Consider the following 26,574-nt stretch of genomic DNA (forward strand, 5'->3'; position numbering starts at 1 on the left):
TCGGCGTCGAGGCAGTCCCCGTCGGACCCCGCACCCCTGCTCTACGGGATGCAGCTCCCGATCCAGTCCCAGAGCACGCTCTACGCCGAAGCCTGGGAGGCGGACGCCGGTCCCGTCGAGCTCGTCGCGATCGCCCGCGCCGCCGACCGTGCCGGCTTCGCGTACGTGGCGAGCTGCGACCACGTGGCCGTCCCGCGCCGCCTCGCGGGCGCCATGAGCACGATCTGGTACGACCCCGTCGCGACCCTCGCCTACCTCGCGGGCGTGACCGAGCGCGTACGGCTGCTCAGTCATGTCGCGGTCGTCGGGCTGCGGCATCCGCTGGTCACGGCCAAGCAGTACGCGACCCTCGACCACCTCTCCGGCGGGCGGCTGATCCTCGGGGTCGGCGCCGGGCATGTGGAGGAGGAGTTCGACGCGGTGGGCGCCGACTTCGCGCGGCGGGGGGCGGTGCTCGACGAGTCGATCGACGCGCTGCGGGCCGCCCTCGGGGTGGACGAGTTCCCCGTGCACCACGGGAAGCTGTACGACTTCGAGGGGCTCGGCCAGCGACCCCGGCCCGCGCAGGAGCGTGTGCCCGTGTGGGTGGGCGGCTCCTCGCCCGCCGCCGTGCGCCGGGCCGCGCTGCGGGGCGACGGCTGGCTGCCGCAGGGGGATCCGCGCGAGCGGCTGCCGGAGCAGATCGCGCGGCTGTACCGGATCAGGGAGGAGGCGGGGATCTCCGCGCCTCTGGTCGTCGGGGCCATCACCGAGCCCCTGTACGTCGGTACGCCGGACTGGCACGTCGGGCGGCGCACCGTGAGCGGGGCCCCGGAGGCGGTCGCCGAGTCGCTGCGGGCGTACCGGGCGATGGGGGTGCACCAGATCCAGGTGCGGTTCCGGGCGCGCGGGCTGAGCGAACTCGTGGACCAGATCACGGCGTTCGGCGCCGACGTAGCGCCCCACCTCGACTAGTGCCCCACCTCAACCGGATCGCGCCTCACCTCAACTAGGGAGTCAGGGTATGGGCAAGCTTGACGGACGCGTCGTCATCGTCACCGGGGCGGCGCGCGGGCAGGGCGAGCAGGAGGCGCGGCTGTTCGCGGCGGAGGGCGCCAGGGTCGTCGTCGCGGACGTGCTCGACGACCGGGGCGAGGACGTGGCCAAGGAGCTGGACGCGCTCTACGTCCACCTCGACGTGGGGCGGGAGGACGACTGGGCGGCCGCCGTCGCCGCCGTGAAGGGCGCGTACGGGCGGATCGACGGGCTGGTCAACAACGCGGGCATCCTGCGCTTCAACGCCCTCGTCGACACCCCGTTGGACGAGTTCCTCCAGGTCGTGCAGGTCAACCAGGTCGGCTGCTTCCTCGGCATCAAGACGGTCGCGGGGGAGATCGCCGCGGCCGGCGGGGGCACGATCGTCAACACCGCCTCGTACACCGCGATGACGGGGATGGCGGCCGTGGGCACGTACACGGCGACCAAGCACGCCATCCTCGGCCTCACCCGCGTCGCCGCCCTGGAGCTGGCGCATCAGCGGATACGGGTCAACGCCATCTGTCCGGGCGCCGTCGACACCCCCATGTCGAACCCGGCCCAGCTCGACCCGACGGCCGACCCCGAGGAGATGTCCAGGGCGCTGGACGAGCTGTACAGCAAGCTCGTGCCGCTCGGGCGGGTGGGTAGGCCAGAGGAGGTCGCGCGGCTCGCCCTCTTCCTGACCTCCGAGGACTCCTCGTACATCACCGGGCAGCCGTTCGTGATCGACGGGGGCTGGCTGGCGGGGGTCAGCGTTCTGTAGGACCAGCTACAGCTGACGGTTCGTCAGGTATTGACGCTTCACGGGCTCGGTGCAACAGTCGGCGGCAAGTAGATCTGACGGAACGTCAGATACGAATGTGGGGACGGTGAACCTCCTTGGAATTCGGGCTCTTTGTACAGGGATACGTGGGCAAGCGCGCCGAGACCGACCCGCTCGCGGAGCACAAGGCGCTGATGGAGGAGACCGAGTACGTCATCCAGGCGGACAAGTCCGGCTTCAAGTACGCCTGGGCGTCCGAGCACCACTTCCTGGAGGAGTACTCGCACCTCTCGGCGAACGACGTCTACCTCGGCTATCTCGCCCACGCCACGGACCGCATCCACCTCGGCTCGGGCATCTTCAACCCGCTCGCCCAGGTCAACCACCCGGTGAAGGTCGCCGAGAAGGTCGCCATGCTCGACCACCTCAGCCAGAACCGCTTCGAGTTCGGCAGCGGGCGCGGCGCGGGCAGTCACGAGATCCTCGGCTTCCTCCCCGGTATCACCGACATGAACTACACCAAGGAGATCTGGGAAGAGACCATCGCCGAGTTCCCGAAGATGTGGCTCCAGGAGGAGTACGCCGGGTTCCAGGGCAAGCACTGGCAGCTCCCGCCCCGCAAGGTGCTCCCCAAGCCGTACGGGAAGGCGCACCCCGCGATGTGGTACGCCGCCGGGTCGCCCCCCTCGTACGCCATGGCCGCCCGCAAGGGCCTGGGCGTACTCGGCTTCAGCGTGCAGAAGGTCTCCGACATGGAGTGGGTGCTCCAGCAGTACAAGACCGCCATCGTGGACGCCGAACCCGTCGGGGCCTTCGTCAACGACAACGTGATGGTGACGACCACCGCCATCTGCGCGCCGACGCACGACGAGGCGATACGGATCGCGGTCGCCGGCGAGCTGCACTACCTGCCCTCCCTCGTCTTCCGCTACCACGACACCTTCCCGCGCCCCGAGGGCTTCCCCGTCTGGCCCGAGACGCTCCCCGAGTACAACGCGGAGTTCGTCGAACTCCTCATCGAGGAGGAGCTGCTGATCTGCGGCGACCCGGACGAGGTGCTCACTCAGTGCAAGAGGTGGGAGCAGGCGGGCGCCGACCAGCTCTCCTTCGGGCTGCCGGTCGGGGTCCCGAAGGAGGAGACCCTCCAGACGATCCGGCTGATCGGCGAGCACGTGATCCCGAAGATCGACACGGACCCGGTGCACCGGACGACCCGTTTCCGCCAGGCTTCCTGAGGAGGGTGCGGCCATGCTCGACCACGTCATCAAGGGCGCGACCGTCGTGGACGGCACGGGCGCGCTCGGCTACACCGCGGACGTCGGGATCCGCGACGGCCGTATCGTCGCGATCGGCACGGTCACGGAGGCGTCCCGCACCAGCGAGGACGCCTCCGGTCTGGTCCTCGCCCCCGGGTTCGTCGACCCGCACACGCACTACGACGCCCAGCTCTTCTGGGACCCCTACGCCACCCCGTCCCTGAACCACGGGGTGACGACGGTCGCGGGCGGCAACTGCGGCTTCACCCTCGCCCCGCTGAACCCGGCACGGCCCGAGGACGCCGACTACACCCGCCGCATGATGTCCAAGGTCGAGGGGATGTCGCTGGTCGCCTTGGAGGAGGGGGCGCCCTGGAACTGGCACAGTTTCGGCGACTACCTCGACGCCCTGGAGGGACGGATCGCCGTCAACGCGGGCTTCATGGTGGGGCACTGCGCGCTGCGGCGGTATGTGATGGGCGCGGACGCGGTGGGCGGGCAGCCGACCGGGGAGCAGCTGGAGCAGATGCTCACCCTCTTCCACGAGGCGATGGACGCCGGTGCCTGGGGACTGTCCACCACCCAGTCCTCCACGCACTCCGACGGCGACGGCAGACCGGTCGCCTCCCGGCACGCGAAACCGGCTGAACTGCTGGCCCTGAGCAAGGCCGTCGGCGAGCACGAGGGCACCCAGATCGAGGCGATCGTCGCCGGCTGCCTCGACCAGTTCAGCGACGACGAGATCGACCTCTTCGTCGAGATGAGCGCGGCGGCGGGCCGCCCGCTCAACTGGAACGTGCTGACCATCGACGCCGCCGTGCCCGAGCGCGTACCGAGGCAACTGGTCGCGAGTGAAAGGGCGCGGAAGGCGGGCGGCCGGGTGGTGGCCCTCACCATGCCGATCCTCACCCCCATGAACATGTCCCTGGGCACGTTCTGCGCGCTGAACCTGATCCCCGGGTGGGGCCCGATCCTCGCCCTGCCCGTCCCGGAGCGCATCGCACGGCTGCGGGACCCCTCCGTACGGGCCGAGATGCTGGCCCGGGCGAACAGCAAGGAGGCGGGCGTCTTCCGCCGCCTCGCCAACTTCGGCCGGTACGTCATCGGGGACACCTACAGCCCGGCGAACGACGGCCTCACCGGGCAGGTCGTGAAGGACATCGCGGCCCGGCGCCGCCAGGAGCCCTTCGAGTGCCTGGTCGAGATCTGCGCGCACGACGACCTGCGGACGGTGCTGTGGCCCATGCCCACCGACAACGACACCGACTCGTGGTCGCTGCGCGCCGAGACCTGGCAGCACCCGGACGTCATGCTCGGCGGCTCGGACGCGGGCGCCCATCTGGACCGTATGTGCGGGGCCCCGTACACGACCCGGTTCCTCGGGGACTGTCTGCGCGGGCGGAAGCTGACGACGCTGGAGGCGGCCGTGAAGATGCTCACGGACGACCCGGCGCGGCTCTTCGGACTGAGGGAACGAGGGCGCGTCGCGGAGGGCTTCCATGCGGACCTCGTGCTGTTCGACCCGGAGCGGATCGACGCCGGCAAGGCCACCCTGGCGCACGACCTGCCGGGAGAAAGCCCCCGGCTCGACTCCAAGGCGATCGGCGTCACGGCGGTGTGGGTCAACGGGGTCGAGTCGATCCGCGGGGACGTGGTGACGGGCGCCGTTCCCGGGAAGGTGCTCCGCTCCGGACGGGACACGCAGACGGTGAGCACGCGGTGACCGATGTACGGGGGGCGGGCGACGAGCAGCGGCTGTTCATCGGCGGCTCGTGGGTGGAACCCGACGACGGGCACTACGAGGTGACCGACCCGGCGACGGAGGGTGTCGTCGGGCTGGCGCCGGAGGCCTCGCGGAAGCAGGTGCACGCGGCCGCCGCCGCGGCCCGGGAGGCCTTCGGACCGTGGTCGCGCACGCCCCCCGAGGAGCGCGCGGCGCTCCTCGGCCGGGCGGCGGACATCATCCGGCGCAACTTCCTCCCCTACGCCGAACTCGCCCAGGCCGAGAGCGGTGCCACCACCGGGACCGCGCGCGGGATGCAGGTGGGGGTGGGCGCGGCCCGTTTCCGGCGCTACGCGCGCGTGGAGCCCGTCGAGCAGCCGCTGCCGCCGCAGATCAACGAGGCCGGGCCGTTCGGGGCCGCCGCCGTGATGGGTGCCCTGGCCGTACGCCAGCCGGTCGGCGTCGTCACCTGCATCACTTCCTACAACAACCCCTGGGCGAACCCGGCCGGCAAGATCGCCCCCGCCCTGGCCATGGGCAACACGGTGCTCGTGAAGCCCGCCCCGCAGGACCCGCTCTCCGTGTACCGGATGGCTCAGGCCCTGGAGGCGGCGGGCCTGCCGCCGGGCGTCGTGAACGTGGTGAGCGGCTCGCGCGCGGAGGCCGGCGAGGCGGCCGTGGACTGCGAGGACGTGGACATGGTCAGCTTCACCGGCTCGACGGCGGTGGGGCGGCGGATCGCCGAGGTGTGCGGGCGAGGGATGAAACGCCAGCTGATGGAGCTGGGCGGGAAGGGCGCGGCGGTCGTCTTCGACGACGCGGACATCGGGTCGGCGGTGTCCGGCATCGGCACGACGTTCTCCTTCTACAGCGGACAGATCTGTACGGCGCCGACGAGAGTGATCGCGCAGAAGGGGATCTACGGCCGCCTGGTCGAGCAACTGGCCGAGTACGCGGGGCGGTTGACGGTCGGGGATCCGCGGGAGCCGGGGACGGTCGTCGGGCCGGTCATCTCGGCGGCGCACCGGGACCGGGTGGAGGCGTACGTCGAACTCGGCCGGAAGGAGGGCGCGCGGGTCGTCACGGGCGGCACGCGTCCGCCGTACGACCGCGGCTTCTACGTCGCCCCGACCCTTCTGGCGGACTGCTCCCCCGACATGCGGGTGGTCCGCGAGGAGATCTTCGGGCCCGTCGTGGTGGTCGTCCCCTTCGACGACGAGGAGGAAGGCATCGCCCTCGCCAACGACAGCGACTACGGGCTGATCGACTACGTCTGGTCGGGCGACGTCGCCCGCGCCTTCCGCGTCGCCCGCGCGCTGCGTGCGGGCGGGGTCGGCGTCAACACCGTCGGCCGCAACATGGAGGCGCCGTTCGGCGGTTTCAAGAAGAGCGGGGTGGGGCGGGACGTGGGGTCGTACGCGCTGCACGCGTACAGCGAGGTGCAGGCGATCGTGTGGCCGTCGGGGACTTAGGACTTGTGCGGACCGGCGGGTGGGTCATCCGGGCGGGGGCGTCGCACCCGTCCGGCATGGCGGCGGGGCCCGCGGTGCCGTGGGGCGGATGCTGAGAACTCCGACCCGGCAGGAGAGGCCCGTGAACGACCCCAGCCCGCAAGGAACCCGGAAGCCGGCATCCACCGGAGCAGGAGACGACCCCGCCGGCCAGGCCGGGGTCATCGGCATCGGACTCGCCGCCGTGCTGGCGTTCGCACTCGCGCAGGGTTCCTGGCAGTGGTTCTCCACGTTCATCGGGGCGACGCTTCTTGCCGTGATCTTCGCCTTCCAGCGACGGCCGCCGTGGACGCCCGGCATCCGAACGGCATACATGCGCGCTCTGGTCGCGTATTCGCTGGTCGTCGGCCTGTGCGTGGCGATCGCACTGGCCCCCATGATGCAGCGCTGGGCTTGGCTGTTTCCGATGTCGGGCACCCGTAGCGGGTGCGCGTGGATGGGCAGGTACGAGGTCATCCGGTCGACGGCTGCGCTGGCGAACGTGGCTGATCGCGACGCCGCCGCCGTGACGTACGCACAGCAGGCCCAGAGCCGTGAGGCCGTGGCCGACTGCCTGGCAACCACGACGACCCGGTGGCTGCCTCTGTACGGAACCGGGGCGGCCGTGCTGGTGGGCGCGGGCGCGTGGTCCCGCGACCGGGCCCGGGCCCGGTCGCGGATGGAACCTCGGTCGAAGTCCTCCCTGCTGGGGCCGGTCCCCGCGGGAGCGCGACGGGACGGCGTGAAGTAGCTGCCGAGACCCTTGCCCGCCCGTCACCTGCCCGCCGCCGCGCCATTCGCCTCTCTCCGCTCGCGGCAGCCCCCTGCGACTCGCCCGGCGCCGCCCGCCAACACCTTGCGAAATGCCTGAATTGGTAGCTTATGGCGCGGTCACGGCAGGTGACAGACCGAAGACATCCATGCTGAGAGGCTGTCGGAGATGGGCGAATCAACGCGCCGCGAATTGCTCAAGGGGACCGGGGTGCTGGCCACCGCCGCCATCGCCGACGGAGCGCTGGGCGCGCCGGCACGGGCGAGTTCCCGGGGCGGGGAGGCCGATGTCGTCGACGTCGCGGTCATCGGCGCCGGGGTGTCCGGGGCGTACGCCGCCTGGCGGCTGCTCGGCCCGGAAGCCGGACACGGTCGTGTACTGAAGAAGCTCCGGCGCCCTGGTCGCGGTCCCCTCAAGGTGCGCCTGTTCGAGGGCAGCGAGCGCATCGGCGGCCGCCTCTTCTCCGTGACGCCGCCTGGTATGCCGCACCTGCACGCCGAACTCGGCGGGATGCGCTACCTGAGCAACCAGCCGGTCGTGGCCGACCTCGTGGACCATCTCGGCCTGCCGACGGCTCCCTTCCCGGTCGACGAGCCGCAGAACCTCGTCTACCTTCGCCAGCACCGCTTCACCCAGTCCCAGTGGAACGACCCCAAGGTCGTTCCCTATGACGTGCCGGCCGCGATCCGGGGCACTACACCGGACGACGCGCTCCTGTCGGTCATCGAGCGCTTCGTCCCCGGCGCCGCCGGCATGGACCACCAGGCATGGGACAAGATCAAGCCGACGGCGTCGGCCGACGGTCGGTACCTCTATGACACCGGGTTCTGGAACCTGCTGCTCGACGCGGTCGGGCAAGAGGGCTACGCGTTCCTCCGCGACGGCCTCGGCTACGGGTCGGTGGTGGCCAACGTCAACAGCATCGAGGCCATGGAGGCGTCGGTGGCGGACTTCGTCGGATCCCCGCCGCCGCAGTACCTGCTTCTGCGCGACGGCTATCAGACGATGCCCGAGGAACTCGTCCGGCGGTTCGTGGCCGAGGGCGGAACCGTCCACCTCCACCACCAACTGCGCCGGATCGACCGGGAGAGGGTCGACGGCGAGGAGGTGCTGGCGCTCGCCCTCACCGTCTGGCCCTCGGGCCGGCCGCTCAAGGTCCGGGCGCGCCACGTCGTTCTGGCGATGCCCCAGCGCTCGATCGAACTGCTGGATCCGGACACCTTCCTCTTCACCCACGACCAGTTCCTGTCCGACCTCGGCTCGATCACCCCAAGGCCGGCTTCCAAGCTCTTCCTCGGCTACGACCGGCCGTGGTGGGAGGAGATCGGCCTGACCGCGGGCCGCTCGGTGACCGACCTGCCGCTGCGTCAGACCTACTACTGGGGCGTCGAGGGGAAGCAGCCCGGGGCCGACCCCGCCAACCACAACGCCCTGCTCCTGGCCTCCTACAACGACCTCGACGACGTGGAGTTCTGGAACGAGCTGCTGCCGCGGCCGCACCGTCTGGCCCCGGTGGCGGTGACCCGGCCGCGGCGGCCCATGGACGCCGCGGCGCCGGGAATGCTGGTCGAGGAGGCGCAGCGCCAACTGCGCGAGCTGCACGGCCCCAAGGCCCGCATCCACGAACCGACGTCGGCCTACTTCCAGGACTGGGTGCAGGACCCGTACGGAGCGGCCTACCACTTCTGGCAGGTGGGGGCGAAGAGCTGGGAAGTCATGCCACGGATGCGCCACCCGCTGCGCGACGCCAACCTGTACGTCTGCGGATCGGCATGGTCGACCGGTCAGGGCTGGGTCTACGGCGCGCTCACCCAGGCCGAGCTGATGCTCGAGGAGCACTTCGGCCTGCCCCGCCCGACGTGGCTCTCGCCGGGCGTCTACCTCGGCCCGTAGGCCGCCGGGGCGGCCTTGCTCGGCGTGTGGAGGGAACCCCGGCCTCGATGGGGGCTCAAGCCTCGCCCCGGAGGTGATCGCGCTGGATCTGGCGGGCCAGGGTGCGGCGTACGGAGGCCGATTCGGTGGTGGTTCCCGAGGGGGCGGGGATGTCGAGGGCGCGGCTGATCTCGTCGTAGGCGTGCCGGTGACCGTCGGGCAGGGCGGCCCGCTGCAGCCGCAGGTCCGCCTCGACCAGGCGCCGGAGTTCGTCGACGTTCTGGGGTGTGAAGTGCTTCCTGCCCCGGGCGACGGCGTTGACGTGACGCGTGCAGTGGGCGGCGTCGTGGAGGGTCTCGGAGATCTCCTCGGCGAGGCCCCAGAGGCGTCCCTCGAGCCACGGCGTGTCGTGCTGGTCGAGGGAGAGGCGCGGCGGGGGTGACGGATCGTCCCCCTTGTGCCTGGTGAGCTGCTTGGACACGGCGGGCTGACTCATGCCGGTGAGGCGGGCGATCCTGTCCTGGGTCCAGCCGAGGCCGGCGAAGAGTCTGATCATCTCGGCCCGCAGCCGGCGCATCTCCTCACCCGCGCGGATGACGTCGTTCATGTCGGCGAACATCCGCTCGGCCTGCTCCTCGGTCAGGGGCTCGGGGGTTCGACGCGTGTCCTCTTCGGCTGCCATAGCTCGGTTATATACCGAGGCCGAGTCACTCATCTTCGCCATAACTCGGTTGTATAACCGGGTTATGGCTGACAGGGTTCGTCCCATGCCCACCTTCACCGCACCTGACGGAACCCGGCTCGCCTACCGCCTGATCGGAGACGGAGGCGGCGATCCGGTCCTCTGTGTCCCGGGCGGCCCCACGGACTCCCGCTATCTCGGTGACCTCGGGGGTCTCTCCGCGCACCGCCGACTGGCCGTCCTGGACCTGCGCGGTACCGGCAGGTCCGCGCTCCCGCACGACGCCGCCGGCTATCGCTGCGACCGTCTGGTCGACGACGTCGAGGCGCTGCGCGCGCACCTCGGGCCGGCCCGGCTGGACCTGCTGGGTCACTCCGCGGGCGCGAACGTCGCGACGCAGTACGCGGCCCGGTACCCGGAGCGCCTCGGCAGGCTCGCCCTGATCGGCCCCGGCACCCGAGCCGTCGGTATCGAGGTCACGGGGGAGACGCGGCGCGCACTCGCGCGGCTTCGGGAGGGTGAGCCGTGGTTCCCGGCGGCGTTCGCCGCGCTGGAGGCGATCGGTGCGGGGACGGGCAGCGACTGGGAGGCCATCGCCCCCTTCTTCTGGGGCCGTTGGGATGCCGCGGCACGCCGGCACCATGCGGCGGCCCGGCCGCGCAACGCGGAAGCCGTGGCCCTCTTCGCGGCCGAGGGCGCCTTCGATCCGCCGGCCACCCGCGCCGCACTCGCCGCCTGCAAGGCCCCCGCGCTGCTGCTCACCGGGGAGTTCGACCTGAACAGCCCTCCCGGGGCGACGGCCGAGCTGGCGGGGTTGTTCCCCGATGCGCGGCTCGTCGTGCAGTCCGGGGCGGGTCACTATCCGTGGCTCGACGACGCCGGCCGGTTCGTGTCGGCCGTAGCGGCGTTCCTGGGCTGAGCGCGAGGAGCGGTAGCGACGCTACTGCAATGGTGTTAGCGTTGTTCTCGTCGGGTAGTGGACACGGCTACCCCGCCACAACGAGGAGCATCGTCATGACCGAGCACTCCAGCACGCCGGAAACGTCCCGCCGCGTGGCCGTCGTCACCGGCGGATCCCGTGGCATCGGCCGGGAGACCGCCGAGCGCCTCGCGGCCGACGGATACGCCGTCGTCGTGAACTACGCGGGCAACGCGGCCGAGGCCGACAAGGCCGTCGCGGCGATCACCGAGGCGGGCGGCGAGGCGATCGCCGTCCGGGCCGACGTGGCCGACGAGACCCAGGTGGCGGCCCTCTTCGACACCGCCGAGTCCACGTACGGCGGGGTGGACGCCGTCGTCCACGCGGCCGGCGTCATGACCCTGGCCCCGCTCGTCGACCTCGACCTCGACGCCCTGGACCGGATGCACCGCACCAACATCCGCGGCACGTTCGTCGTCGGCCAACAGGCGGCGCGACGGCTGCGCGCGGGCGGTGCGCTCATCAACTTCTCCACCTCGGTCCTGGCCCTCGCGATCCCCGGGTACAGCGCGTACGCCGCCACCAAGGGCGCCGTCGAGGCCATGACCCTGATCGTGGCCCGTGAGCTGCGCGGCCGGGACGTCACCGTCAACGCCGTGGCCCCCGGGCCGACCGCCACCGCCCTCTTCCTGGAGGGCAAGGACGAGGAGACCATCGCGCGGATGGCCGCGCAGCCGCCGCTGGAGCGCCTCGGCACCCCGCGGGACATCGCCGAGGTGGTGTCCTTCCTCGCCGGCCCGGCCGGCCGCTGGGTCAACGGCCAGGTGATCCGGGCCAACGGCGGCATCGCGTAACTCGCCACGATTCAACTCGCGACGATTCAACTCGCCGCGATGTAAAAGGAGTTCAGTCATGGATTTGGCCGTGGACGCTGTTTCGCGCAAGACGATCGTCATCACGGGCGCCGGTTCGGGCTTCGGCGCGCTGTCCGCCCGCGCCCTCGCCCGCGCCGGGCACACGGTGTACGCCGCGATGCGGGACACCGGCGGGCGCAACGCGGCCCGGGTCGCGGAGGCCGAGGCGTACGCCGCCGAGCACGCGGTGGACCTACGTACGGTCGAACTCGACGTCCTGTCCCAGGAGTCGGCGGACGCGGCGATCGCCACGGTGCTGGCGGCGGCCGGCGGGCTGGACGTGCTCGTCCACAACGCCGGGCACATGGTGACCGGCCCGGCGGAGGCCTTCACCCCCGCCGAACTGGCCGCGGTGTACGACACGAACGTGCTGGGCACCCAGCGGGTCAACCGCGCCGCGCTGCCGCACCTGCGGGCCCAGGGCCACGGCCTGCTGCTGTGGATCGGCTCCACCTCCACGCGCGGCGGCACCCCGCCGTACCTGGCGCCGTACTTCGCCGCCAAGGCCGCGATGGACGCGCTCGCCGTGTCGTACGCCGCCGAGCTGGCCCGCTTCGGCATCGAGACGACGATCGTGGTGCCGGGCGCGTTCACCTCGGGCACGAACCACTTCGCGAGCGGCGGCCACCCCTCCGAACAGACCGTGCTCCCCGCCTACGAGGAGCACTACGCGGGCCTGATGGACCAGGTCGCGGAACGCCTGGCGTCCCTCACCCCACCCGACGCGGATGTGTCGCTCGTCGCCGACGCGATCGTCGACGTGGTGGACACCCCGTACGGGAAGCGCCCCTTCCGCGTGCACGTCGACCCGGCGGACGACGGGTCGCAGGAGGTCAGCGTGGTGGCGGACCGTGTCCGCGCCGAGTTCCTGAACCGGATCGGCCTGGCGGACCTGCTGTCCCCCGCCGGACCGAAGGGGACGGCGTGACCTCGGATAACGTCGCTTCCGTGAGTACGTCCGTGAGCAGTACGAAAGCGCGCATCCTCGAAGTGGCGGCCGAACTGGTGGCGAACTCCCCCGACGGGGACGTCTCCACCCGGGCGGTCTGCGAGGCGGCGGGGGTCGGCGCCCCGGCCCTCTACCGCCACTTCGGCGACAAGGAGGGCCTGCTGTCGGCCGTGGTCGACCACGGGTACGAGAAGTACCTGGCGACCAAGCGCGGCCGGAGGCCCGGCACGGACCCGATCCAGGACCTGCGCGACGGCTGGGACACCCACACCGAGTTCGCCCTGCGCAACCCCAACCTCTACCGCCTCATGAACTCCCCGGCGATGCGCACACCGCCGGTCGCGGCCCTGGAGTCCCACCGCATCCTCACCGGGGACCTCCGGCGCGCGGCCGAACAGGGCAGGCTGCGCCTGGCCCCCGAACTCGCCGCCCAGATGATCATGTCGGCCAACGTCGGCGTCTGCCTGATGCTGGTCTCCCGCCCGACGACCTTCACGGACGAGACCCTGTCGCGCCGCGTACGGGACGCGGTGCACGCGGTGGTCTTCACCCCGGAGGCGATGGGCCCGAGGACCGCGACCGGCGGCGACGAGGAAGCGGAAGAAGAAGCGGAAGGGGGAGCGCAAGAAGTGCTCCCCGCCACCGCCACCCACCTCGCCGCACTCCTCCGTCAGGCGCCGAGGCCGGAGTTCACCTCGAACGAGTCGGCCCTCCTGGGCGAGTGGCTGGACCGCCTCTCCAACACGACGCCGGAGTAGCCGTACTCAGGTCACGGCCTGTCGCGGCGACAGGCGCTAGGAGTGGAGTGCTCGGTGCAGCGCTTCGACGGCCAGCGTGCGTGCGACCACTGACGCCTTGGAGTCGCGGAGGGCGTCGAGCATCAGGAAGTCATGGACCATCCCCAGTACGCGCACCGCGGTGACGTCCACTCCCGCCTCGCGCAGCTTGGCCGCGTACGCCTCGCCTTCGTCACGCAGTACGTCGGCCTCATCGGTGATGACCAGGGTGGTGGGAAGACCACGCAACTGCTCGATGTCGGCTCGCAGGGGTGAGGCGTAGATTTCGGCGCGCTGCTCGGGGTCGGTGGTGTAGGCGTCCCAGAACCACTTCATCCCGTCGCGAGTGAGGTAGTAGCCGTCGGCGAACTGCTGGTACGAGGGGGTGTCGAAGTTGGCATCGGTGACGGGGTAGAGCAGCACCTGGGCCGCGAGGTCGACATCGCCGCGCTCCTTGGCCATCAGCGCGAAGACGGCCGACATGTTGCCGCCGACCGAATCGCCGCAGACCGCGATCCGGGAGGCGTCGAGGTTCTGCTCCTCGCCGTTCTGGGTGATCCACTTTCCGACCGCGTAGTTCTGCTCGATCTGGGTGGGGTACTTCGCCTCGGGGGCCAGGTCGTAGACCGGGAAGACCACCGCGGCGTCCGATCCGACCGCCAGTTCACGGACCAGTCGGTCGTGGGTCTTCTCGTCGCCGAACACCCATCCGGCGCCGTGGATGTACAACACCACCGGGAGGGTCTTCGTCGCTCCCTTGGGGCGGATGATCCGGGCGCGGACCTGACCGTAGTCTCCCGCGTCGACGCTCACCCACTGCTCGTCCACCGCGGGTTTGGCCACAGCCTCCCCGGCCTGCAGATCGTCGAGGATCTCGCGGCCGTTCTCCGGTGGGACTTCGTAGATGCGCGGGTGCTGGGAGGTGGCGTCCGCCAGATCCTTGGCCGCGGGTTCCAGGACGGGGGTGGAGAGAGACGGGGAAGTGGACATAGTGCGTCTCCTGCCTCTGATATCTGCTCATGACAGCTGGCCCTGACCCCCTCCCATCGTCTCTCAGGCGCATATCAGCGCAACTTCGAAGAGAACGTGGAGCGTGCTCGCTTTCACCCCGATGCCGCGCCGGTTTCACCCGATTGCACCGGATGAGCGGGCTCGAGGGCACCGACGTGTGAACGCTGAGGTGCCGAAGCCCTCAAGAGGAAGCGAGAACGGCATGACGGCAGCATCTGCGGTCCCTGGCATACGACGCCGCACACGGCGCCGCACACGGCGTCTCGGCGTCGAGGCGGCGGGGTGCGCCGTCGCCGCCCTGTGCGTGGTCACGGCGGCCCCGGCAGTCGCGGACGGTGGCAGGGGCGGCGCGAAGCCCACCATCGTGCTGGTGCACGGCGCCTTCGCCGACGGCTCCAGCTGGAACGGGGTGATCGAACGGCTCGAACGCAAGGGCTACACGGTCATGGCCCCGGCCAATCCGCTGCGCGGGCTGTACAGCGACTCCGCCTACATCGCCTCCGTGCTCAAGACCGTCAAGGGCCCCGTCGTGCTGGCCGGCCACTCCTACGGCGGAGCCGTGATCAGCACGGCCGCGGCCGGCAATCCCCAGGTCAAGTCCCTGGTGTACGTCTCGGCGCTGATGCCGGACGTGGGCGAGAGCGGCATGTCCTTGTCCGCCCGGTTCCCCAGCGCCCTCGGCACGGCCACGACGTCCGTTCCGTACCGGGCGGGCGGTGTCAGCGGAACCGACCTGTACCTCAAGCGCGACAAGGTGCACCCGGTCTTCGCCGCCTGTCTGCCGGCCGGCGAGGCGAACCTGCTGGCGGTCACCCAGCGGCCCGCGGCCACCACCGCGTTCTCGGAGAAGGCCAAGGCCGCGGCGTGGAAGGACATCCCGTCCTGGGCCCTCGTCGGCCGACAGGACATGACCATCAACCCGGAACAGGAACGCTTCGAGGCCAAGCGCGCCCATTCCCACACCGTGGAGATCGACACCTGCCACGTGTCCCTCGTCGCCCGCCCCGACGCCGTCGCCGACCTGATCCTCCAGGCCGCCACCGCCACCGCCACCACCGCCGCCACCGCGACGAACACCACCGCCACCGCGACGAACACCACCGCCACCGATCCCGCTCACCCGACGCTCGCGACCACCGGCACCCCGGGGCGCGGCGCGCAGGCGATCACCCTCGGCGGCATCGCGGGCGCGTCCGTGGCAGCCGGCTCCGCGGTCGTCCTCCTCGGCCGCCGGCTGCGACACCGCACGCACTGACCCGCAGATCGTCAAGCGCACCTGCTCGTACCGGCACGGAATGGGAGTTCAGCGGTCTGGCGCGGCCGGTCGATCCGACGCCGGTGAGCCGCTCGCCGGAAGGTGGTCCTCCGCCCACACGAGCAAGGCGGTCAGGGGGAGGACGAGGGCGTTGCCGTGCGGAGAGAGTGCGTAATGGGTTCGCGACGACGGGCCGGGCTGGACGTTTCGAGCGACGAGGCCGACCGCGGTCAGTTCCTGGAGGCGCTGGGCGAGCATGCGGTCGCTGATGCCGGGGACGCGCTCGCGAATCTGCGCGAAGGGGGCCGGGCCTTTGGCCAGGGCCGCGAGGATCAGGCCGTTCCAGCGTCTGCCCAGCAGGGCGAAGGCCCGAATGAGGGCCGGAGGGGGCCCGGCGGGCTGCGGGGGTTCGGACCGGTGTGCCGGCTCAGCGTGTCGTGGGGTGGTCATCATGTGTGTCCGCTCCGGTCTGGCGCGAGGCGTCACGGTGCAAAGCCTCGCGCCGTACGTCGTAGTCGTGGCTGTTTCGGGAGTCGACCGGTGGGGCTGCCGGGCCGCGCCCCCTCAGGTGGGGGTGCGGCCCGCGTGGAAGGGGCAGCCCCCTTCGCGAGGCCGGCTCATGTGGACGGCCGCGGCCTCGGTGTGCCGTTGCTCAGCTGTCACCGCTGCTGCGGCGTGCGTGCGCGTGCGCGTGCGCGTGACGCCGGTCCGGCGAAGCGACGCCGGACCCCGGCAGGGCCGGGAGCAACTCCCCGGAGGCCACCACGTCGGTCTTCGCGGCGGTCTTCGCCTCGGTCCTCGCGTCGCGGGCTCCCCGGGATTCCCGCATGACCCAGTGGCCGAACATGACTGCTGTGAGCCCGATGACGCTCCACAGAATGAGGACGGCGAGGTGGCCGCCACCGCCGTTGCCGTCGAAGTACGCGGTGTCGCGAAGCAGGCTGGCTCCGGCGCCGGGCGGCAGCCACTGGCCGATGTCCTCCACTCCCTTGGGGAGCATCTCCGGAGCGGAGGTGGCGCCGGAGAAGGCGTTCCCGATGAAGACCATGAGCGCGGCGCTGAGCCCGAGGCCCGCCGGCCCGAAGAGTCGGATCACGCCGGCAGCGGTGGCGCTGATGGAGATCAGGTCGAGCGACAGGATCGCCCACGTGGCCACGTGGGAGTGGGGCAGCGCCCCGAGGAAACCCTGGGCCACGACATAGATACCGAAAGCCGCGACGGCGCATGCGACGAGAAGTGTCAGCACTCGGTGCCGCGGGCGTGCCAGGCCGCGAGCCATCGTGACGAACGCCCCGATGATGATGCCGCAGATCGTGAGCGGGAAGACCGACGAGCTGAACACCACACCCCGGGGGTCCTCTGTGGCGACGGGCACCACGTCGACCGCCTTCACGAGGATCTTCACCGGGGAAGCAGCGGCGGCGGCGGCTCCCCGCTGGGCGGCCGCCTGCTTGTGGGCCTTCGCCGAGGAATGAGCGGCGGCGGCCTTCTGCTGCTCGGCCGCCTTCTGCTGCGCGGCCATCTGCTGGGCGATCTGCTGGGTGGCCTTGTCGGCCAGTTGCTGTCCGACGTCGGTCAGAAGCTGGGCCACGGAGGGGCCGGCGGCGGAGGCCTTCAGTACGGTGACGCTGTCGCCGGAGATGGCGAAGGCGCCGTAGACATCCCGGTTCTCGATCGCCGAACGTGCGGCCTGCTGGTCGGCATAGAGGTGGAAGTCGAACGCGCCGGGCTTGGCACGAGCCAGTCCCTCCACCGCGTTCTGGGTGGCCGGCCCGGTGCCCACGATCCCGACCGGGACATCGCGTGGGGCGATCCGTCCCGCCGGCCAGGCGAACGCCATCACCGCCAGGGTGATCACTATGGGCAACGCCACGGCGGCGATGGCCACTTCTCGCCATGCTGAGCGTCCTGACAACGGGCTACTCACGGTCAGCCCTCCCTAAAAAAAGAAATGATCGTTCTCTTAACCTCCTGCAGTCTGGCCTGCCGCGCGAGCAACGTCAACACGAATGTTCGTTTTTTTTGGTAGAATGGCCTCATGCCCAAGGTCACCCAGCAGTACATGGACGCCCGCCGTGATCAGATCCTGGACGCGGCACGCCGCTGTTTCCTGCGTGACGGTTTCCACTCCACGTCCATGCAGGACCTGTTCACGGAGTCGGGGCTGTCCGCGGGCGCGGTGTACCGGCACTTCACCAGCAAGGACGAGATGATCCTCGCGATCGCCGAGGAGAACATGCGCGAGGTCCTCGGCATCACGGTCGCCGTCGCCGCGAACCGGCAGGACCGGTCCATGGGGGCGGTCATGGCGGAGCTTCTCGACGTGGTCCGGGCCAAGTCCGCCGAGGGAGAGCTGGCCGGGCTCGCGGTTCTGGTCTGGGGAGAGGCCATGCGCAACCCCTCGCTGGCTCACAAGCTCGATCAGCTCATGGGCCGCATGCGCGCCGACCTGGTCATCATGGTCTGTGACCAGCAGGACCACGGCGACCTGCCCACGAGCGTGACGGCCGAGGCGATCGCTTCGACGATGCTCTCCGTCCTCCCGGGCTACATCCTCCAACTCGCCCTGTTCGACCCGGCTGTCGTGTCCGGGGTGCCTGACGCGGTACGGGCGTTGTGGCCGCAGCCGTGACGGCAGTCCCGGACTCCGTCCTCGCCACGGAGGCGGCCAACGCCTCGACCAGTTCTCACGCCCCCAGGAAAATCGGGTTCGTGAACGCCGCCAGCGCCCCCGGTACCGGCCCCGCCGCCGTCTCGTGGCGCAACTCCGCCCGCACATAGGCCGCGTACTGGGCCGTCGTGTTCCACTCCACCGTCCCGGAACCCGAGACCGGCAAGGGGGCGCTCGTGAAGAGGACGCCCTGGTCGGTGACGAAGCGGACCGTGCAGCGGGGGATGCCGGTGGCCTCCAGACGGACGGTGACCGGGGTGTCGGGGGCCACGCGCAGGCGGCCGCCGATGCCCGCGTGCTCGCCCTTCGGGCCGGTCGCCGAGAACGTCAGCGACACCGACTTCGACTCCGCCACGTAGGAGCGGCCCGCGCGCAGGCCCTCCTGGATGGCCTCGCGGGTCAGGTCGTCGGCGAGGACGACCGTCTGCGGGCTGCCGACCGGGTCGGGGTCGCGGTGGGCGTCGCTGTTGCCCATCGCCGGGAGCCAGGAGCGGTCGGGGCTGCCCGAACGGACCGCGGCCACCAGCGTGTTGTCCCAGTCCGCGAGGGTCACCTCGTCGTCGGGGGTGTACGGGCCGTTCCACACCTCCACCACGTCCGCCTCCCCGAAGCCGAACTTCCAGCCGCAGCCGACGCAGGTGGCGTGCGGGTGGGCGGGGACGACGAGGCCGCCCGCACGGCGGATCCGGCGGGCGAAACGGCCGAAACGGTTGTCGCGGGCCCGGTAGCGCCAGTCGACGAACGTGCCGGGGTCCGTGCCGAGGGCGACCACGTGACCGTTGCGGGTCGTGACCTCCTCGCCCAGCAGGATCAGCAGTTCGCCGTCGGGATGGGGGCCCGCCTGGTCCGCCCAGTGGGGGTGCGAACTGTGCGTGTTGTGGTCCGAGGTGTTGATGAAGTCCAGGCCCGCGGCGCGCGCCAGCGCGGCGATCTCCGCCGGGGTGCGGCGGCCGTCCGAGTGCCAGGAGTGGAGGTGGCAGTCGCCCCGGTACCAGGCGCGGCCCCGGCCCTTCGCACGGGAGGGCGGGTACGTCGGGGCCGGGGTGGCGTCCTGCTCGCCGTACGTCAGCGTGATGGTGACCTCGTACGGCAGGCCCTGCGGCGCCACCGTGTACGGGCCGAGCGCGATGTGCCAGGTGCCGGGGCGGACGCGTCCGGGGATGTAGCCCGGCGTCGCGTCGTCCGCGCGGACGAAGAACTCCGTGCGCGCCCCGCCCGACCAGCCGCGGAAGCCCTCCCCGCCCAGAGCCGTGCCGCGCTCGTCGAAGAGGCCGATGTCGAGCGCGTTGCCCGCCGTGCCGGCCGGCACGGAGGGCTTCTGGTACGTGTACGCGACGTGGATCTCGCGTACGCCGTGCGGAACCTCCACCGGGAGGTACACGAAGTCCGGCGAACCGGTGGGCAGGGTGCCGGACACGGTACGGGTCTCGGTACCGCCCGCCGGTGTCCCGGAGGCGTCGGCCGCGTCGGCGCCGTTCGCGAAGGTCACGCTTCCCAACGTAAGGGCGGCGGCCGCTCCCGTCACGAACAGCGCGCGTCTGCCGATGCCGTCGATACCGTCGCTGCCCTCGATGCCGTGCTCGTCCTCGCACATGCTGCTGCTCCCAGGGTGTCGTGAGAGTGACATGGGTGGTGCACGTTGGCACGTACAACCCTGGTAGTCGGCTGTGAACTGTGGGGCAAGGGAAGGAAATCGCCAGCTTTCGGGGAGGCGGCGCGCCTGTCGGGGCCCGACCCGCGCGGGGTACCGGTGGCGACCTGTGACGACCCGCCGCCCCGGAGGAATAAGGCCACGCCCTGTAATGCCTGATCACCGCGATCGTATGCTCGAAGGATGACGACCTCCGCGACCTCCGGAACCGGCCCGACCGAGAACTCCATGCGTCGCGCCCTCAAACGCGCCCGGGACGGCGTCGCCCTCGACGTGACCGAGGCGGCGGTGCTGCTCCAGGCGCGCGGCGAGGCCCTGGACGACCTCGCCTCGTCCGCGGCGCGGGTGCGCGACGCGGGGCTGGAGGCGGCCGGCCGCCCCGGCGTGATCACGTACTCCAAGAGCGTCTTCATCCCCCTCACCCGCCTCTGCCGCGACAAGTGCCACTACTGCACCTTCGTCACCGTGCCGGGCAAGCTGCGCCGTGCCGGGCACGGGATGTTCATGTCGCCGGACGAGGTCCTCGACGTCGCCCGGCGCGGCGCGGAACTCGGCTGCAAGGAAGCCCTCATCACGCTCGGCGACAAGCCCGAGGACCGCTGGCCCGAGGCCCGGGAGTGGCTGGACGCGCACGGGTACGACGACACGATCGCGTACGTCAGGGCCATCTCCATCCGCATCCTGGAGGAGACGGGGCTGCTGCCCCACCTCAATCCCGGGGTGATGTCCTGGACCGACTTCCAGCGGCTCAAGCCCGTCGCGCCGAGCATGGGCATGATGCTGGAGACGACGGCGACGCGGTTGTGGAGCGAGCCCGGCGGTCCGCACCACGGCTCTCCGGACAAGGAGCCCGCCGTACGGCTGCGGGTCCTGGAGGACGCGGGGCGGTCGTCCGTTCCCTTCACCAGCGGACTGCTGATCGGGATCGGGGAGACGTACGAGGAGCGCGCCGAGTCGCTGTTCGCGCTGCGGCGCGTGTCCCGGTCGTACCACGGCATCCAGGAACTGATCATCCAGAACTTCCGCGCCAAGCCGGACACGGCGATGCGCGGGATGCCGGACGCCGAACTGGACGAACTGGTCGCGACGGTGGCCGTCGCCCGGCACATCATGGGACCGGCCGCCTGCCTCCAGGCCCCGCCGAACCTCGTCGACTCCGAGTACGGGCGGCTGATCGGCGCGGGGATCGACGACTGGGGCGGGGTCTCGCCGCTCACCATCGACCACGTCAACCCCGAGCGGCCCTGGCCGCAGATCGAGCAGCTGGCCGAGCAGTCGCGCGCCGTCGGCTTCGAACTGCGCGAACGGCTGTGCGTGTACCCCGAGTTCGTGCAGCGCGGGGAGCCCTGGCTCGACCCGCGACTGCTGCCGCACGTACGGGCGCTCGCCGATCCCGAGACGGGGCTCGCCCGCGAGGACGCCGTCGTCGAGGGGCACCCCTGGCAGGAGCCGGAGGAGGCCTTCACCGCGTCCGGGCGGACCGATCTGCACCACACCATCGACACCGAGGGGCGCACCGGTGACCGCCGGGAGGACTTCGACCTCGTGTACGGCGACTGGGAGGCGCTGCGGGAGGCGGCGGCGCCCGGGATGGTGCCCTCCCGCATCGACACCGACGTACGGGCGGCCCTCGCGACCGCCGCCGACGACCCGACGAAGCTCACCGACGACGAGGCGCTCGCGCTGCTGCACGCGGACGGCCCGGCGCTCGACGCCCTCTGCCGGATCGCGGACGACGTGCGCAAGTCCGCCGTCGGCGACGACGTCACGTACATCGTCACCCGGAACATCAACTTCACCAACGTCTGCTACACCGGCTGCCGTTTCTGCGCCTTCGCCCAGCGCCGCACGGACGCCGACGCGTACACGCTGTCGCTGGACCAGGTGGCCGACCGCGCCCAGCAGGCCTGGGACCTGGGGGCCGTCGAGGTCTGTATGCAGGGCGGCATCCACCCGGACCTGCCGGGTACGGCGTACTTCGACATCGCGAAGGCGGTGAAGGAGCGCGTCCCCGGCATGCACGTACACGCCTTCTCCCCGATGGAGGTCGTCAACGGCGCGACGCGTACGGGGATGTCCATCCGTGAGTGGCTGACCGCGGCGAAGGAGGCGGGCCTCGACACCATCCCCGGCACTGCGGCGGAGATCCTGGACGACGAGGTCCGCTGGGTCCTGACGAAGGGCAAGCTGCCCACGGCGACCTGGATCGAGGTCGTCACGACCGCGCACGAGCTCGGCATCCGCTCCTCCTCCACGATGATGTACGGCCATGTGGACCAGCCCCGCCACTGGCTCGGCCACTTCCGCACGCTCTCCCGCATCCAGCAGCGGACCGGCGGCTTCACCGAGTTCGTGACGCTCCCGTTCATCCACACCAACGCGCCGGTGTACCTGGCGGGCATCTCCCGCCCGGGCCCGACCACCCGCGACAACCGCGCGGTGGTGGCCATGGCCCGCCTGCTGCTCCACCCGCACATCCCGAACATCCAGACCAGCTGGGTGAAGCTGGGCGCCGAGGGCGCGGCGGAGATGCTCCGCTCCGGCGCCAACGACCTCGGCGGCACGCTCATGGAGGAGACCATTTCCCGGATGGCGGGCTCCTCGTACGGCTCGTACAAGTCCGTCAAGGACCTCATCGCCGTCGCGGAGGCGGCCGGGCGTCCGGCGAAGCCGCGGACGACGCTGTACGGGGAGGTCTCGCGGGAGCGGCAGCGGGCGGCGGAGGTGTCGGACGGGCACCTGCCGGAGCTGCTGCCGGTACTGGATTGACGGCCGAGGCGTGCGGTGGCCCCGGGTGGGTCGGAGTACGATGATCCGACCCTCGGTGGAGGGCCCGGAAGCCTTGTGAGCCTGAGGAGTTGCGTGACCGTGCCTGCCCGACGGCTTCCCTCCTGGATCTGGGTCACCGGTCTGACCGCGGCGGCGATCGTGGGCGTCGGCGCCCTCGCCGCGCAGGCCGACCAGGGAGCGCACCCGACCGCCGCCCACGCCGCCGGGGCGAAGCCGTCCGCGTCGGCGAGCCCGCGGCCCGCCGCCTCGCCCAAGAAGGCCGAGCCGGCCGCCGTGCCCGACGGCTCGGGCACCGGCCGGCGGATCGTCTACTCGCTCGCCCAGCGGCGGGTCTGGCTCGTCGACACCGGCGAGGCCGTCCGCCGCACCTTCGCGGTGTGGCCGGGCACGGTGAGCCCGGCGCCGGGCCGTTACGCGGTGTCGACGACCGTCCCCTCCACCACGGGAACGGACGGCACGAAGGTGGAGAACATCGTCTACTTCACCGTCACGTCCGGCGTGAACATCGCGTTCTCCAACGCCCAGGACGGCTCCTCGCCGCAACCCGCGGCGGGCGTGAAGACCGGCGGGATCCGTATGCACAGCGCGGACGGGGACGCGGTCTGGGCGTTCGGCACCAAGGGGACGAAGGTCTCCGTGGTCAAGTAACGGCCAGGGCGACGGAGGGGGCGGACGGATGGGGCGTGCGCGGCCGTCGATGCAGGAGCTGATCGCTCGGCGCAGACGGGCGGGATTCGTGGGGCGGAGTCACGAACGGGTCGTCTTCCGTCGGAATCTGGAGCTGCCGCCCGAGGACGAACGCCACCGCTTCCTCTTCCATGTGCACGGCAACGCGGGGGTCGGAAAGACCTTCCTGGTGCGGGAGTTCGAGCAGATCGCCCGGGACCGCGGGGCCTTGACGGCGTACGTCGACGAGAGCGTCGGTAGCGTGCCCGAGGCCATGAGCGCGATCAGTCGCCAACTCGGTCTGCAGGGACGGAGGTTCAAGGAACTGGATCGGCTGCTCGCCGTTCACCGGGAGCGGCGGCACGAGGCCGAGACGGTCGCCTTGGTCGACGCCGAACCCGGTGAGCCCTCGGCGGCCGGTCTGGTGGTGGCACGCGCCGGACTGGTCGGACTTGGCATGGTGCCGGGCGTGGGCGCCTTCGCGGGCGCCCTGGACGCGGGCCAACTTGCCCAGAATGCCGACAGGTTGCGGGCGAGTCTCAGCGCGCGCTTCCGCAGTCAAGAGGACGTGCAGCTGGTCCTGACACCCGAACGGTTGCTGACGCCGGTGCTGCTGGGAGAGTTGTCGGAGGCGGCGTCGACGGCGCCCTGGATCGTCCTGTTCTTCGATACCTACGAACGCACCGGGCCGTTCCTCGACGGCTGGCTGCACGAGGTGATCACCACCGACCGTTACGGCACTCTGTCCGCCGACGTCGTCATCGTCACCTCCGGCCAACGGCCCTTCGACACCGCCCGCTGGGGCGGCTTCGCGGACTTCATGACGGACGTGCCGCTCGGGCCGTTCACGGAGGCGGAGGCACGGGGGCTGCTCGCCGGCAAGGGGGTGGTGGCCGAGCCGGTTGTCGACGAGGTGCTGCGGCTCACGGGCGGGCTGCCGGTGCTGGTGTCGACCCTCGCGGAGACCCGGCCGGCCGATCCGGACGACGTGGGAGACCCGAGCACGACGGCGGTGGAGCGGTTCCTGAAGTGGGAGCCGGACCCGGTGCGGCGCGCGGTCGCTCTGGCATGTGCGCTGCCGCGGCGCCTGGACGCGGACGTGTTCCGGGCGGTGGTGGACGGTACGGATATCGAACTCGACGTCCTTTACGGCTGGTTGCGGGAACGACCGTTCGTCGACGAACGCGGCGACCGGATGCAGTACCACGACGTCGTACGGGCCCCGATGCTGCGCCTCCAGCGCAAGGGCTCGCCCAGGCGGTGGGCCGAGCGGCACGAGCGGCTCGCGGCGGCCTTCGCCGGGTGGCGGGAGGAGACCGAGGCCAGGCTGGAGGACGGCTACGAGTGGGCCGACGAGGACTGGCGGGAGCTGCGGCTCGCGGAGTCGTACCACCTGCTGTGCGCCGCACCCCGCTCCGCGCTTCCCGCCGTCCTCACCGACGTCGTGGATGCCTGTGGTCAGGCGGACGACCTGGTGAGGCGCTGGATGCGGCTGCTGGCCGACGCGGGACAGGACGCGGACGCCCAGGCCGTGCGGGCCTGCGGAAGCAACCTGACGCGAGCCCTCGACGAGGGAGGCAAGCCCGAGGTGCTCCGGTTCCTGCTGGGGCGGGCACGGGGCGACGAGCCCTGGCGGGCGCGGGCGCGGGCGGAGCTGGCCGACTTTCTCGCGCGGGACGGTGCCTACGAGCGCGCCCTGGAGGAGTACGGCCGCGCCCTCGCCCTGGACCCGTACCTGGTGCGGGCCCACCGAGGGCGGGCCCTGACCCGCGGCGGCCTGGGCGACCACGAGGGCGCACTCGACGACGTCGAGCGCGTGGTGGAGCTGGAGCCGGACAACCCCGACAACATCGTCCTGCGCGGCGAGCACCACCGCCTCCTGCGCCATGACGACGAGGCGGTCCGGGACCTGAGCGAAGGCATTCGACGCGACCCGGCCAACGCCTTCGCCTGGGCCTCCCGAGGCGCCACCCACGAGCGCGCCGGAGACCCCGATGCGGCCCTCGCCGACTTCGGCCGCGCGCTCGACCTCAAGCCGGACTACGCCTGGGCACTGGGCCGCCGGGCCCGGGCCTGGCGTGGACTGGCCGAACACGACCGCCAGTTGGCCGACCTCGACCGGGCCCTCGCCCTCTGGCCCGACTGGGGCTGGGGCCACTGCGAACGTGGCGACGCCCTCCGAGTGGCCGGCCGCCACGAGGAGGCCCTCGCCGACTACGACAAGGCGCTCACCATCGATCCCGAGTACGCCTCGGCCCACGCCAGCCGGGGCGCGGCGCTGGCCGAACTGGGCCGCCGTGCGGAGGCACTCGCCGCCCTGGACCGCGCGCTGGAGCTCCGCCCCTCCTACGAGTGGGCCGGCGCCCTGCGCGCCCGCCTCAGCGGCGGACCGAACTGACGAACTCCGTCCAGGAGGCGCCGGTGAAGGCCAGTTGGGCGCGCTGCGTGTCCTTGGAGTCGCGGACGTGGACGGTGGCGGCGGGGGCTATGGCGATTTCGACGCAGTCGGGGCCGTCGTTGCTGCTGTAGCTGCTCTTGAACCACTCCAGGCGCGTGGAGGTCATGTCTCTTCTCCCAGCACTTTCTCGATGAAGGCCTGCGACTCCCGGGGCGTGAGAGCCTGCGCCCGGATCATTCCATAGCGCATCTCCAGGATCTGGACTTCCCGGGGATCACTGATCACGCGACTGTGCAACTGCGCCTCCGAGTGCCCGAGAGTCTTTCCGTCCCGGATCTTCAGCAGCCGGATCGGGCCGCCCATGCCGGCGTGGTCCTCCCGGTCCGTCGGCATGACCTGGATCTCGACATGCCTCAACGCACTGCTCTCCAGCAGCTGTTCAAGCTGCTGTCGTAACGTCATTCTGCCCCCGATGGGCCGCCGCAGCGTCACCTCTTCCTGGACGAAGGTGAGCAGTGGCGCGGGCACTCGATCGAAGACGCGCTGCCGTGCCATGCGGGCCGCGACAAGCTGATCGATCTCGTCCTCCGTGTAGGCAGGCCGCCGCATCGCGAACAACGCCCGTGCGTATGCGGGTGTCTGTAGCAAGCCGTGCATGTTGTGGCTGGCGTAGGCCCCCAACTCGACAGCCTCGTCCTCCAGCTTCGCCAGATCCCGTACGTTCTTCGGGTACCGCGCCTTCTCCACGTCCTCCTTCATCGCCGCGAGCTTCCCGCCCGCCCTGAGCACCTCATCGGCCTTGTCCAGGAAGTCCGGCTTGGGGATCCGCCTCCCTCGTTCCACCGACGAGACCATCTCCTCGCCGTAGCCGATGGCCGTACCGAGTTCCGCCTGCCGCAGTCCGGCCGCCTCCCGCCAGACTTTCACCTGCCGCCCGACCGTCTTGAGTACGGCCGCGGCCTCCTCGTCCTCCACGCTGTCCCTTCCGACGTACGAGTC

Annotated in this window: 23 protein-coding genes; 16 read left to right on the top strand and 7 right to left on the bottom strand. The window is 71.2% G+C overall.

Going from position 1 to position 26,574, the window contains the following annotated elements; genetic code table 11:
* Positions 1-48 precede the first annotated feature (48 nt).
* The 7 genes from OG568_RS29125 to OG568_RS29155 all read left to right on the top strand — a co-directional run bounded on the left by OG568_RS29125 (position 49) and on the right by OG568_RS29155 (position 8,914).
* On the top strand, positions 49-954 hold the full coding sequence (locus tag OG568_RS29125; RefSeq protein WP_329536483.1) for a TIGR03619 family F420-dependent LLM class oxidoreductase: 906 nt from the start codon (positions 49-51) through the stop codon (positions 952-954).
* A 49-nt stretch (positions 955-1,003) separates the two neighbouring features.
* Positions 1,004-1,780 (top strand): SDR family NAD(P)-dependent oxidoreductase, encoded by a 777-nt coding sequence (locus tag OG568_RS29130; RefSeq protein WP_266583198.1) that lies wholly within the window; start codon positions 1,004-1,006, stop codon positions 1,778-1,780.
* A gap of 116 nt (positions 1,781-1,896) precedes the next feature.
* Positions 1,897-3,015 (top strand): LLM class flavin-dependent oxidoreductase, encoded by a 1,119-nt coding sequence (locus OG568_RS29135; RefSeq protein ID WP_323137154.1) that lies wholly within the window; start codon positions 1,897-1,899, stop codon positions 3,013-3,015.
* A 13-nt stretch (positions 3,016-3,028) separates the two neighbouring features.
* A complete protein-coding gene (locus OG568_RS29140) occupies positions 3,029-4,759 on the top strand; it encodes an N-acyl-D-amino-acid deacylase family protein (RefSeq protein ID WP_329533687.1) in 1,731 nt (576 codons plus the stop codon).
* Positions 4,756-6,231, top strand: a complete 1,476-nt coding sequence (locus tag OG568_RS29145) for an aldehyde dehydrogenase family protein (RefSeq protein WP_329533688.1) — start codon at positions 4,756-4,758, stop codon at positions 6,229-6,231. Before OG568_RS29140 ends, OG568_RS29145 begins: the two co-directional genes overlap by 4 nt.
* A gap of 121 nt (positions 6,232-6,352) precedes the next feature.
* On the top strand, positions 6,353-7,000 hold the full coding sequence (locus tag OG568_RS29150; RefSeq protein ID WP_329533689.1) for a hypothetical protein: 648 nt from the start codon (positions 6,353-6,355) through the stop codon (positions 6,998-7,000).
* 189 nt (positions 7,001-7,189) lie between these two features.
* Complete coding sequence (locus tag OG568_RS29155) at positions 7,190-8,914, top strand: flavin monoamine oxidase family protein (protein WP_329533690.1); 1,725 nt, start codon at positions 7,190-7,192, stop codon at positions 8,912-8,914.
* A 55-nt stretch (positions 8,915-8,969) separates the two neighbouring features.
* On the opposite strand, the gene OG568_RS29160 is transcribed toward OG568_RS29155, so the two are convergent.
* The gene (locus tag OG568_RS29160; protein WP_329533691.1) at positions 8,970-9,575 is read right to left on the bottom strand and encodes a helix-turn-helix domain-containing protein; all 606 of its coding nucleotides are present in this window, start codon (positions 9,573-9,575) and stop codon (positions 8,970-8,972) included.
* 85 nt (positions 9,576-9,660) lie between these two features.
* Here OG568_RS29160 and OG568_RS29165 point away from each other — a divergent pair, with 85 nt between their 5' ends.
* The 4 genes from OG568_RS29165 to OG568_RS29180 all read left to right on the top strand — a co-directional run bounded on the left by OG568_RS29165 (position 9,661) and on the right by OG568_RS29180 (position 13,115).
* Positions 9,661-10,494: an alpha/beta fold hydrolase gene (locus OG568_RS29165; protein ID WP_329533692.1), complete on the top strand. Its 834-nt coding sequence runs from the start codon at positions 9,661-9,663 to the stop codon at positions 10,492-10,494.
* A gap of 95 nt (positions 10,495-10,589) precedes the next feature.
* Complete coding sequence (locus OG568_RS29170) at positions 10,590-11,348, top strand: SDR family oxidoreductase (RefSeq protein WP_266433603.1); 759 nt, start codon at positions 10,590-10,592, stop codon at positions 11,346-11,348.
* 58 nt (positions 11,349-11,406) lie between these two features.
* Entirely contained in the window at positions 11,407-12,336 is a 930-nt protein-coding gene (locus OG568_RS29175; protein WP_329533693.1) for an SDR family NAD(P)-dependent oxidoreductase, read from the top strand.
* A 20-nt stretch (positions 12,337-12,356) separates the two neighbouring features.
* Complete coding sequence (locus OG568_RS29180; protein ID WP_329533694.1) at positions 12,357-13,115, top strand: TetR/AcrR family transcriptional regulator; 759 nt, start codon at positions 12,357-12,359, stop codon at positions 13,113-13,115.
* 36 nt (positions 13,116-13,151) lie between these two features.
* On the opposite strand, the gene OG568_RS29185 is transcribed toward OG568_RS29180, so the two are convergent.
* Positions 13,152-14,123, bottom strand: a complete 972-nt coding sequence (locus OG568_RS29185; RefSeq protein WP_329533695.1) for an alpha/beta hydrolase — start codon at positions 14,121-14,123, stop codon at positions 13,152-13,154.
* A 223-nt stretch (positions 14,124-14,346) separates the two neighbouring features.
* Between OG568_RS29185 and OG568_RS29190 the strand changes: the two genes are divergently transcribed.
* Positions 14,347-15,399 carry an alpha/beta fold hydrolase gene (locus tag OG568_RS29190; RefSeq protein ID WP_329533696.1) on the top strand — a complete coding sequence of 351 codons (1,053 nt, stop codon included), beginning with the start codon at positions 14,347-14,349 and terminating at the stop codon, positions 15,397-15,399.
* A gap of 48 nt (positions 15,400-15,447) precedes the next feature.
* On the opposite strand, the gene OG568_RS29195 is transcribed toward OG568_RS29190, so the two are convergent.
* On the bottom strand, positions 15,448-15,852 hold the full coding sequence (locus tag OG568_RS29195) for a winged helix-turn-helix transcriptional regulator (protein WP_329533697.1): 405 nt from the start codon (positions 15,850-15,852) through the stop codon (positions 15,448-15,450).
* Positions 15,853-16,051: 199 nt separating this feature from the next.
* Positions 16,052-17,287, bottom strand: coding sequence for an ABC transporter permease (locus OG568_RS29200; RefSeq protein WP_329533698.1), 1,236 nt, complete (start codon positions 17,285-17,287; stop codon positions 16,052-16,054).
* A gap of 150 nt (positions 17,288-17,437) precedes the next feature.
* Here OG568_RS29200 and OG568_RS29205 point away from each other — a divergent pair, with 150 nt between their 5' ends.
* On the top strand, positions 17,438-18,031 hold the full coding sequence (locus OG568_RS29205; RefSeq protein WP_329533699.1) for a TetR/AcrR family transcriptional regulator: 594 nt from the start codon (positions 17,438-17,440) through the stop codon (positions 18,029-18,031).
* A gap of 55 nt (positions 18,032-18,086) precedes the next feature.
* On the opposite strand, the gene OG568_RS29210 is transcribed toward OG568_RS29205, so the two are convergent.
* Positions 18,087-19,664 (bottom strand): CehA/McbA family metallohydrolase, encoded by a 1,578-nt coding sequence (locus OG568_RS29210; protein WP_329533700.1) that lies wholly within the window; start codon positions 19,662-19,664, stop codon positions 18,087-18,089.
* A 240-nt stretch (positions 19,665-19,904) separates the two neighbouring features.
* Between OG568_RS29210 and OG568_RS29215 the strand changes: the two genes are divergently transcribed.
* The 3 genes from OG568_RS29215 (at position 19,905) to OG568_RS29225 (ending at position 25,575) form a co-directional block, all read left to right on the top strand.
* The gene (locus OG568_RS29215) at positions 19,905-22,490 is read left to right on the top strand and encodes a bifunctional FO biosynthesis protein CofGH (protein WP_329533701.1); all 2,586 of its coding nucleotides are present in this window, start codon (positions 19,905-19,907) and stop codon (positions 22,488-22,490) included.
* Between the two features lie 93 nt (positions 22,491-22,583).
* Positions 22,584-23,159, top strand: a complete 576-nt coding sequence (locus tag OG568_RS29220) for a hypothetical protein (RefSeq protein ID WP_266583165.1) — start codon at positions 22,584-22,586, stop codon at positions 23,157-23,159.
* Positions 23,160-23,187: 28 nt separating this feature from the next.
* Entirely contained in the window at positions 23,188-25,575 is a 2,388-nt protein-coding gene (locus OG568_RS29225; protein ID WP_329533702.1) for a tetratricopeptide repeat protein, read from the top strand.
* On the opposite strand, the gene OG568_RS29230 is transcribed toward OG568_RS29225, so the two are convergent.
* Positions 25,556-25,741 carry a DUF397 domain-containing protein gene (locus OG568_RS29230; protein ID WP_261685756.1) on the bottom strand — a complete coding sequence of 62 codons (186 nt, stop codon included), beginning with the start codon at positions 25,739-25,741 and terminating at the stop codon, positions 25,556-25,558. The genes OG568_RS29225 and OG568_RS29230 overlap by 20 nt on opposite strands.
* On the bottom strand, positions 25,738-26,550 hold the full coding sequence (locus OG568_RS29235; protein ID WP_329533703.1) for a helix-turn-helix domain-containing protein: 813 nt from the start codon (positions 26,548-26,550) through the stop codon (positions 25,738-25,740). Before OG568_RS29235 ends, OG568_RS29230 begins: the two co-directional genes overlap by 4 nt.
* Positions 26,551-26,574 lie beyond the last annotated feature (24 nt).

This window comes from Streptomyces sp. NBC_01450, assembly GCF_036227505.1.
GTDB lineage: Bacteria > Actinomycetota > Actinomycetes > Streptomycetales > Streptomycetaceae > Streptomyces.

What these genes read in the sequence shown, in the direction of transcription:
- OG568_RS29125 (WP_329536483.1), top strand. Translation starts at nt 49, where the DNA reads ATGCAGCTCCCGATCCAGTCCCAGAGCACGCTCTACGCCGAAGCCTGG.
- OG568_RS29195 (WP_329533697.1), bottom strand. Translation starts at nt 15,852, where the DNA reads ATGATGACCACCCCACGACACGCTGAGCCGGCACACCGGTCCGAACCC.
- OG568_RS29185 (WP_329533695.1), bottom strand. Translation starts at nt 14,123, where the DNA reads ATGTCCACTTCCCCGTCTCTCTCCACCCCCGTCCTGGAACCCGCGGCC.
- OG568_RS29155 (WP_329533690.1), top strand. Translation starts at nt 7,190, where the DNA reads ATGGGCGAATCAACGCGCCGCGAATTGCTCAAGGGGACCGGGGTGCTG.
- OG568_RS29205 (WP_329533699.1), top strand. Translation starts at nt 17,438, where the DNA reads ATGCCCAAGGTCACCCAGCAGTACATGGACGCCCGCCGTGATCAGATC.
- OG568_RS29170 (WP_266433603.1), top strand. Translation starts at nt 10,590, where the DNA reads ATGACCGAGCACTCCAGCACGCCGGAAACGTCCCGCCGCGTGGCCGTC.
- OG568_RS29175 (WP_329533693.1), top strand. Translation starts at nt 11,407, where the DNA reads ATGGATTTGGCCGTGGACGCTGTTTCGCGCAAGACGATCGTCATCACG.
- OG568_RS29230 (WP_261685756.1), bottom strand. Translation starts at nt 25,741, where the DNA reads ATGACCTCCACGCGCCTGGAGTGGTTCAAGAGCAGCTACAGCAGCAAC.
- OG568_RS29210 (WP_329533700.1), bottom strand. Translation starts at nt 19,664, where the DNA reads ATGTGCGAGGACGAGCACGGCATCGAGGGCAGCGACGGTATCGACGGC.
- OG568_RS29160 (WP_329533691.1), bottom strand. Translation starts at nt 9,575, where the DNA reads ATGGCAGCCGAAGAGGACACGCGTCGAACCCCCGAGCCCCTGACCGAG.
- OG568_RS29225 (WP_329533702.1), top strand. Translation starts at nt 23,188, where the DNA reads ATGGGGCGTGCGCGGCCGTCGATGCAGGAGCTGATCGCTCGGCGCAGA.
- OG568_RS29190 (WP_329533696.1), top strand. Translation starts at nt 14,347, where the DNA reads ATGACGGCAGCATCTGCGGTCCCTGGCATACGACGCCGCACACGGCGC.
- OG568_RS29140 (WP_329533687.1), top strand. Translation starts at nt 3,029, where the DNA reads ATGCTCGACCACGTCATCAAGGGCGCGACCGTCGTGGACGGCACGGGC.
- OG568_RS29165 (WP_329533692.1), top strand. Translation starts at nt 9,661, where the DNA reads ATGCCCACCTTCACCGCACCTGACGGAACCCGGCTCGCCTACCGCCTG.
- OG568_RS29215 (WP_329533701.1), top strand. Translation starts at nt 19,905, where the DNA reads ATGACGACCTCCGCGACCTCCGGAACCGGCCCGACCGAGAACTCCATG.
- OG568_RS29130 (WP_266583198.1), top strand. Translation starts at nt 1,004, where the DNA reads ATGGGCAAGCTTGACGGACGCGTCGTCATCGTCACCGGGGCGGCGCGC.